The 7,086-nt window shown below is 35.8% G+C and carries 8 protein-coding genes; 6 read left to right on the forward strand and 2 right to left on the reverse strand.

Going from position 1 to position 7,086, the window contains the following annotated elements; translation table 11 throughout:
• The 3 genes from ACY651_RS09490 to ACY651_RS09500 all read left to right on the forward strand — a co-directional run.
• The coding region (locus tag ACY651_RS09490) for a hypothetical protein (RefSeq protein ID WP_462252047.1) at window positions 1-191 on the forward strand (191 nt) is incomplete at its 5' end.
• A gap of 61 nt (window positions 192-252) precedes the next feature.
• On the forward strand, window positions 253-930 hold the full coding sequence (locus ACY651_RS09495; protein WP_462252049.1) for a hypothetical protein: 678 nt from the start codon (window positions 253-255) through the stop codon (window positions 928-930).
• A gap of 57 nt (window positions 931-987) precedes the next feature.
• Window positions 988-1,299 carry a Dabb family protein gene (locus tag ACY651_RS09500; RefSeq protein WP_462252051.1) on the forward strand — a complete coding sequence of 104 codons (312 nt, stop codon included), beginning with the start codon at window positions 988-990 and terminating at the stop codon, window positions 1,297-1,299.
• Window positions 1,300-1,363: 64 nt separating this feature from the next.
• Here ACY651_RS09500 and ACY651_RS09505 read toward each other — a convergent pair whose 3' ends face one another.
• Window positions 1,364-2,323 (reverse strand): alpha/beta fold hydrolase, encoded by a 960-nt coding sequence (locus ACY651_RS09505; protein WP_462252053.1) that lies wholly within the window; start codon window positions 2,321-2,323, stop codon window positions 1,364-1,366.
• 43 nt (window positions 2,324-2,366) lie between these two features.
• Between ACY651_RS09505 and ACY651_RS09510 the strand changes: the two genes are divergently transcribed.
• From ACY651_RS09510 to ACY651_RS09520, 3 genes are all read left to right on the forward strand, one after another.
• Window positions 2,367-3,743 (forward strand): methyltransferase RsmF C-terminal domain-like protein, encoded by a 1,377-nt coding sequence (locus ACY651_RS09510; RefSeq protein WP_462252055.1) that lies wholly within the window; start codon window positions 2,367-2,369, stop codon window positions 3,741-3,743.
• 74 nt (window positions 3,744-3,817) lie between these two features.
• Complete coding sequence (locus tag ACY651_RS09515; protein WP_462252057.1) at window positions 3,818-4,810, forward strand: LysM peptidoglycan-binding domain-containing protein; 993 nt, start codon at window positions 3,818-3,820, stop codon at window positions 4,808-4,810.
• Between the two features lie 4 nt (window positions 4,811-4,814).
• Window positions 4,815-6,011 (forward strand): C1 family peptidase, encoded by a 1,197-nt coding sequence (locus tag ACY651_RS09520; RefSeq protein WP_462252059.1) that lies wholly within the window; start codon window positions 4,815-4,817, stop codon window positions 6,009-6,011.
• Between the two features lie 41 nt (window positions 6,012-6,052).
• On the opposite strand, the gene fmt is transcribed toward ACY651_RS09520, so the two are convergent.
• The gene (gene fmt, locus ACY651_RS09525) at window positions 6,053-7,072 is read right to left on the reverse strand and encodes a methionyl-tRNA formyltransferase (protein ID WP_462252061.1); all 1,020 of its coding nucleotides are present in this window, start codon (window positions 7,070-7,072) and stop codon (window positions 6,053-6,055) included.
• Window positions 7,073-7,086 lie beyond the last annotated feature (14 nt).

Here is a 7,086-nt window from a genome sequence, read left to right on the forward strand (position 1 = left end):
TTGGCTATTATGGTTTTGAATGTTCCGGTGGCTCTTTTGCCGCCGGATTTTTTTTGCAATATAACCTGCGGTTATTTTTATTGTTTTGTTACGGGCATTTGTTTTTTATGGCATCATCGTTGCGTCGCACACTTATACGGCATATCATTGTTCAACTTTTATCAAAGCGAATTTTGCGGAGTAAAAAATAAAAAATATTAGGGTTAATCCCTGAGTTTCTTATTTGTATATTTAGTTTACGAAAAATAAGAAATGAATATTCTCCCCATCTACATCAGCATCATTTTTATAGCTGCAACCCTTTTAACTATTGCATTTTTTTATAAAGCCGCCAATCATTCAACCGCAGTTTTATTAATTTTAATCGGCTGGATAATTTTGCAAACTGTATTGGGTTTATCAGGCTTTTATGTAAACTTTACTGCCTTACCGCCAAGGTTTATATTTTTAGCAGCTCCGGCACTTTTATTAATTGCAGTAATTTTTATCAGCACCAAAGGCAAACAATTTATTGACGGGTTAAGCCTAAAATATTTAACCATATTGCACATTGTAAGAATACCGGTTGAATTGGTTTTATTCTGGCTTTTTTTAAATAAAGCTGTGCCGCAATTAATGACTTTTGAAGGAAGAAATTTTGACATCGCCGCTGGTATTACTGCTCCAATAGTTTATTATTTTGGATTTATTAAAAAGCGTCTCAGTAAAAAAATAATTTTACTCTGGAATTTTATTTGCCTTGCACTTTTAATAAATATTGTGGTTAATGCAGTTTTATCTGCACCTACACCAATACAACAGTTTGCATTGGAGCAACCCAATATTGCCGTGTTATATTTTCCTTTTAATTTATTGCCCGCCGTTATTGTGCCGCTGGTATTATTTTCTCATTTGGCAGCAATAAGGCAATTGCTGCGTTCCGATTTTTGATGTTGTACTTAATCTTTTAATAAAATATTTATAATAGTTTTACAAAAAATAACTACCATGCAAAACGTTTTTATACACCATGTTTTTTTCTGGTTAAAAGATCCGGCAAATGATGTAAGCAAAAAACAATTGATTGAAGGTTTACAAAAACTTTCTGCAGTAAGCACCATTAGATCTTTTCATATTGGTAAACCCGCCGGCACCGAAAGAAGTGTGATAGATACCACTTACGCTGTATCCTGGTTAATTACTTTTGACAAAGCTTCCGACCAGGACAGTTACCAGGTTGACCCCATTCATTTAAATTTTGTAAAAGAATGTGCTTCGCTGTGGGATAAAGTGGTGGTGTATGATTCGGTAGATGTGTAAGAAAGGCTGTGTTTTCACTGGGTGACTCACCCTGTGGGGTGAGTCACCCAGTGAAAACTGCTGTTTAGTTTGCTAAAAAATCTTTTATAATTTTAAATTCTTTAGCAGGTTCTTCTACCTGTGGGTTGTGCCCGCTTTTTTCAAATAGTACAAACTTTGCCTGCGGACAATATTCTTTATACTTTACCTGCATCCATGGCACGGCTACCCTGTCGTACCTGCCTGCAATAATCAAAATAGGCATTTTTAAATTTTTCAAATCTTTTCTAAAATCAAAATTACCAATGTCACTGCCCACAATAAAGTCGCCATCTTTACCTACCATTTGATAATATAATTTTGAATTAAACGGATTAGGATAAGGCTTGCTTCCCCTTCGTGTAAAATTTTCGGGATTGTAAGTATATAAAAATGCATAAGGCACACGGCCATAAATTTCCTGGTGAATTTCGTCGCTGGATATGGCACCCAGCTCCCTTATCTTCATTAATGTATCCCACACTTCAGGGTAATTGGTTTTTATTTCATGGTTGCTGTTATCGTCATTTTCCTGCCACATTATAAAACTGTGAAAGCCGTTGGCAATAATTAAATGACTAACATTTTGCGGATACTTAATAGCATAACCCTGTGCCACCAGGCTGCCATAACTGTGGCCCAGTAAACTTATTTTATTCAAATGCATTTCCTTTCTCAACCCCTCAATATCTTCTATATCTCTTTGCAAACTGTATTCTTTTACATCTTTTGCTGTATCCGATTTTCCCCTGCCAAAAGCATCGTAATAAATTATTTGGTTATTGCTGTTTACCGTTAAAGAATCAAACACCCTGTAACCGGGATGTGCACCTCCCGGCCCGCCGGGAATAATTATCATTGGCTGACCAGTGCCAACCGTCAGGGTATATAATTTTGCACCGTTTACCGTATAATATTTTCCATCTGTCCAGCTATCAGGAAATTTTTGTGCAACTGCATGCACAGTAAAAAATAAAATAGTGCAGAGAATTATTATCTTTTTCATAAAATGATAAATTACTTTTGTCAATTAAATCAAATATAACTACTTGGCGCAACAATTACCAACGGCATTAATTAATTCTTTACAAACGGTTAAAGGCTTTAATGAAGAAGCTTTCAAAAAAGTGCATCAATCCGGTGAGCAAATAACTTCTGTTAGAAAAAACCCGGATAAAACATTCAATAATCAATATTCAATATTCAATGCCCGGCTGGAGGAAGTTCCATGGAATACCAATGGATACTATCTTGCTGAACGGCCATCGTTTACATCAGATCCGCTTTTTCATGCAGGCGCATATTATGTACAGGAAGCCAGCAGTATGTTTTTAGAGCAGGCATTAAAACAAACGGTTGATTTATTGCAGCCCATAAAAATTTTAGACCTGTGCGCTGCACCCGGTGGAAAATCTACTTTGATACAATCTTTAATTTCTGCAGAAAGTTTATTGGTAAGTAACGAAGTAATAAAAACAAGGGTTAATGTTTTAAGTGAAAATATTACCAAATGGGGTGCTGCAAATGTTATTGTTACTAATAACGATGCAAAAGATTTTAAGCGTTTAGAAAATTACTTTGATGTTATAGTGATAGATGCGCCATGCAGTGGCAGTGGCTTATTCAGGAAAGATGCTGCAGCAATTGACGAATGGAGTTTAAATAATGTGCAGTTGTGCAGCCAGCGCCAGCAAAGAATTTTAGCTGATGTATTTTCTTCCTTAAAAGAAAATGGAATTATTATTTATTCCACCTGCTCATACTCCGCCGAAGAAGATGAAGCAATATGCGACTGGATAATAAAAGAATTTAAAGTTGAAAGTGTACAACTGAAGATTGAAGAAAGCTGGAATATTGTTGAAACGCAAAGCGAAATTTATAAAGCATCTGGCTATCGTTTTTATCCTGATAAAGTAAAAGGCGAAGGTTTTTTTATTGCAGCTTTTATTAACAGGCAATATGCAAATGGACATATCCAATCAGATAATAGAAAAACAGAAAAAATATCCAAAAATGAAATGGAGGTTTTAAAACCCTGGTTAAAAAATGCAGATGATTTTTTCTTCATCAAACAAAATGAAGATATTATTGCAATGCCCCTTCATCTGCAAAATGATTTAGCGGCTATTCAAAATTCTTTATACATTAAAAAAGCTGGCGTAAAAATGGGTGCTGTTATCAGGGATGAATTAATACCTCATCACGAGCTGGCATTAAGTACTATTATCAGCAAAGACATTCCTTCAATTGAGGTGGATTTACAAACGGCACTGCAATATCTGCGTAAGCAGGAAATAAAAATTGAGCCTTTAGTAAAAGGCTGGGCATTAATAAAATATCAGCAGTTGGCTTTGGGCTGGGTAAAAATACTTCCCAATCGTATTAATAATTATTATCCTAAAGAATGGCGCATTCTTAATAAATAAGCTGTATTCTTAACAACTTAATAGGTACATAAACCAACTAATTTTTGCATATTTGCAGCACAATATTTTTCACTATGAAGAAATTATTTTTTCTGTTGTTTTTGCTGCCGCTGTTTGCAGTTGCACAAAAAGTTATAACCCATACCGTAAAGGCAAAAGAAAGCCTTTCCAGCATTGGCCGTTTATATAATATTAATGGCAGGGAGCTGGCCACCTATAATAATATTGATTATGAAAAAGGTTTAACACTGGGCCAGGTATTAAAAATTCCTGCAGCAGGTGCTGCAACTGAAGCGCCTAAAACCGAAGTTGTTAAACCAGTTAATACACCTGCAAGGCCGGTGCCTGTAATAAAAACTATTTTGGTTGATGAAAAAAAAGCAACACCTGTTTATCATACCGTAGCAAAAAAACAAACCCTTTATGCAATAAGTAAATTGCATAACACTACCGTTGCTGATATAAAAAAATGGAATAACCTTATTGCGGATGCATTGAGTGAAGGAACAAAAATAATTGTAGGATACAGCAACACCAATAAAGAAGAGCAACAACAAAATACAATTGCGGTAATTAAAGAACCGAAGACCATAAAAAAAGTTCCAGAAAAAGATATCCCCGTTACTAATAACACTGTTGAAAGTGTAAAACCAGCTGAGATAAAAAGTGAAGTCCCTCAGCCAGTAAAAAAATATGATGTTGCCCCGCCCCAGCCTGTTATTGAAGCAAAGGCTGCAGATTTTAAAGGTGGTATTTTTAAAAATGTGTATGATGATCAGGTTAAAGGCAATCAGTTAGTAACTGAAACTGGTGATGGCGGTATTTTTAAAAGTACAAGCGGGTGGCAGGATGGAAAATATTATTGCCTGCACAATAATGCTGCTGCCGGAACTATTTTAAAAATAACTAATAATGCTACAGGTAAATCGATATATGCAAAAGTGCTCGATTTAATTCCGGATATAAAACAAAATAACGGATTAATTATAAGGATAAGTAATGCCGCCGCCAGTGCATTAGGCGCAGGAGAAAATAAATTATATTGTACCATCAATTATTCAAAATAAATTTATGAAGAAGATTTTTTTGTGCCTGGTTGCTGCAGGATTTTTTATGACCGCATCATCGCAGGCAGATATACCTCAATCTGTAAAACCAAAAGAGGCAAATGGCAAGCCAACCACTGAAGGAGAAAATAAAAGTGCCCCCGGTTTTTATACTATTGAAAAAGCTATTACAGCTACCAGCGTTAAAAACCAGGGAATGACGGGCACCTGCTGGTGTTTTTCCACTACATCATTAATAGAAAGCCAGGCTTTAAAAAATAATTTAGGCGATATAGATTTGAGTGAAATGTTTTCTGTTAGAAATACTTATTTGGAAAAAGCAAAAAATTATATACTGCGCCAGGGCCATACACAATTTGGAGAAGGCGGTTTAGGACACGACCTGATAAATGCTATTGATAAATATGGTGCAATGCCAGAAACTGTTTACAGCGGATTAAAGCCTGGTGATACACTACATAACCATGTAAAATTAGTAAAGGATTTGCAGATGTTTTTAGACGGTATACTTAAAGTAAAACCGATACCGCAAAACTGGATTGCTGACTATAAAAAAATTCTGGATGCCGAACTTGGTTCGGTTGCCGAAGAGTTTACTTACAATGGAAAAAAGTACACCCCTAAAACATTTGCAACAGATGTATTAAAATTTAATGCTGCTGATTATGTTAACATCACTTCTTTTACGCATCATAATTATTATGAACCTTTTATTTTGGAAGTGCCGGATAATTTCAGCAATGCTGCTTATTATAATGTGCCTTTAAATGAAATGATACAGTTAACAAAAGATGCCGTAACTAAAGGGTATTCGGTACTGTGGGATGCAGATGTAAGTAATGATGGCTTTATGCAAAAAAGAGGCTCGGCCATTGATATGGGTAATATACCTGAAGGATTAAAAACCAAAGATGATATTATTAAAGGCGAAGTGAAAGAAGGAAAACCAGAGGCTGCAAGACGCCAAACCTTATTTGAAAATCTTACCACACAGGATGATCACCTGATGCATATTACAGGATTAGAAAAATCAAAAAGTGGCAACCAGTTTTTTTTGGTTAAAAACTCCTGGGGAGATGTGGGGCCTATGCATGGTTATATAAATGTGTCGGAAGCATATTTTGGAATTAACACCATAAGTTTAGTAGTTCCCAAAGCGGCATTAAGTAAAGCAATGCTGGAGAAATTAAAAATAAAATAGTATAAAATGCGTCATGACGGTTCCAAACCGTCTGACGTATTTTAAAACCGATAACCTCTTAAAAATTCTTCCACCGTCATTTTTTTCTTCCCTTCTAATTGTAATTCTTTTACATCGATGTAGCCATCGGCGCAGGCAAATTTTAAAAATGTTTTGCCATCGGTTTTGTATAAAGCTTCTGACGGCTTTGAGCCGTCTTGAGGCATAGCCTTATAAATCTTCAGCACTTTACCATTAAGCATTGTAAAAGCACCGGGAAAAGGCGAAAGGCCACGAATTAAATTATGCACTTCCTCTACTGGTTTAGTAAAATCTATTTTACATGTTTCGGTAAAAATTTTAGGAGCATGATGAATAATTTGCGATTTCGGATTTACGATTTCGGATTGGGGCATCTCGGTTAAAGTTCCTCCAGTTAATTCTTTAACAGTTTTTACCAAAAGTTCTGCGCCAATCTCTTTCATTTTATCATGCACATCACCGGCGGTATCATTATCTGTAATAGCAAAGCTTTGCTGCAATAAAATATCACCAGTATCAATTTGGTGTTGCAGTTTAAATGTAGTTACTCCCGTTTCTTTTTCTCCATTAATTACCGCCCAGTTAATGGGTGCAGCTCCACGGTATAGTGGTAATAAACTGCCGTGCAAATTTATGGTGCCCATGGGCGGCATATTCCATACTACTTCTGGTAGCATACGGAATGCCACTACAATTTGTACATCCGCATTCAACAATTTTAACTGGTCTAAAAAATCCGTGTTCTTTAATTTTTCCGGTTGCAGAATATGTAGATTATTTTCAACCGCATATTTTTTAACCGCACTTTGCTGCAGTTGCATCCCTCTTCCACCAGGTTTATCCGGTGCAGTAATTACACCCACAATATTGCAACCGGCTTTTACCAATGCATCAAGCGAGGCCACAGCAAATTCGGGTGTGCCCATAAAAATAATCCTCAATGGTACAAGGCTAATATTAAAAGTGGTAGCCTTGTTTTCGGTTTGTTTTAATTTAACTTCTATCATTAATGCGAAGATATTGCAAAGAAATAAAAGCATTTTACATTCTTCAC

Origin of the sequence: Ferruginibacter sp. (genome assembly GCF_031391665.1) — a bacterium.
In the GTDB taxonomy this organism is placed as follows: domain Bacteria; phylum Bacteroidota; class Bacteroidia; order Chitinophagales; family Chitinophagaceae; genus Ferruginibacter.

Bases quoted from the DNA above. Each gene is read 5' to 3' on its own strand.
- ACY651_RS09505 (WP_462252053.1), bottom strand. From the start codon at position 2,323: ATGAAAAAGATAATAATTCTCTGCACTATTTTATTTTTTACTGTGCAT.
- ACY651_RS09495 (WP_462252049.1), top strand. From the start codon at position 253: ATGAATATTCTCCCCATCTACATCAGCATCATTTTTATAGCTGCAACC.
- fmt (WP_462252061.1), bottom strand. From the start codon at position 7,072: ATGCTTTTATTTCTTTGCAATATCTTCGCATTAATGATAGAAGTTAAA.
- ACY651_RS09515 (WP_462252057.1), top strand. From the start codon at position 3,818: ATGAAGAAATTATTTTTTCTGTTGTTTTTGCTGCCGCTGTTTGCAGTT.
- ACY651_RS09500 (WP_462252051.1), top strand. From the start codon at position 988: ATGCAAAACGTTTTTATACACCATGTTTTTTTCTGGTTAAAAGATCCG.
- ACY651_RS09520 (WP_462252059.1), top strand. From the start codon at position 4,815: ATGAAGAAGATTTTTTTGTGCCTGGTTGCTGCAGGATTTTTTATGACC.